Consider the following 603-nt stretch of genomic DNA (forward strand, 5'->3'; position numbering starts at 1 on the left):
GTCGAAGCAGGCTATGTCGTCGCTGCCCCGGATCATCCCGGAACGACCACTTCCGACCGCGATCCGGCGCGCGCGGCGACGCTCTGGGAGCGGCCGCGCGATCTGAGCCGCACCATCGACGCTGTGCTGGCGGATCCCGCATGGGCCGGCCCGATCGATATCGGCCGCATCGCCGCGATCGGCCATTCGCTGGGCGGATGGACGGTCGCCGCGCTCGCCGGGGCGCGGTTCGATCCTGCGCTGTTCGCACGGGATTGCGAAGACCATCCCAGCCCGCGCACCTGCGGTCTTTCGGGCGAACTCGGGCTGGCCGATCCAGCCATCGGCCGGGAGATGCGCGATCCGCGGGTCAAGGCCTTCGTCACGCTGGACCTTGGGCTCGCGCGCGGCTTCACCCCGGACAGCCTCGCCGCCATCAGGCTGCCGGCCCTCGTCTTCGGCGCGGGCGTCGATATCGGCGATCTGCCGGCGACGCTGGAATCCGGCTGGCTGGACCGGCATCTGCCGCCGGAAAGCACGCGCCTCGTGATGATCCCGGATGCGATGCACTTCAGCTTCATGCAGGTGTGCAAGCCGGGAGCCGAAGCGTTGATAGAAGCGGAA

The 603-nt window shown here is 69.7% G+C and carries 1 protein-coding gene; it reads left to right on the forward strand.

Going from position 1 to position 603, the window contains the following annotated elements:
* The coding region (locus tag ACUSIJ_RS29670; protein ID WP_449312008.1) for an alpha/beta hydrolase family protein at positions 1-603 on the forward strand (603 nt) is incomplete at both ends.

This window comes from Pseudochelatococcus sp. B33 (assembly GCF_053570585.1).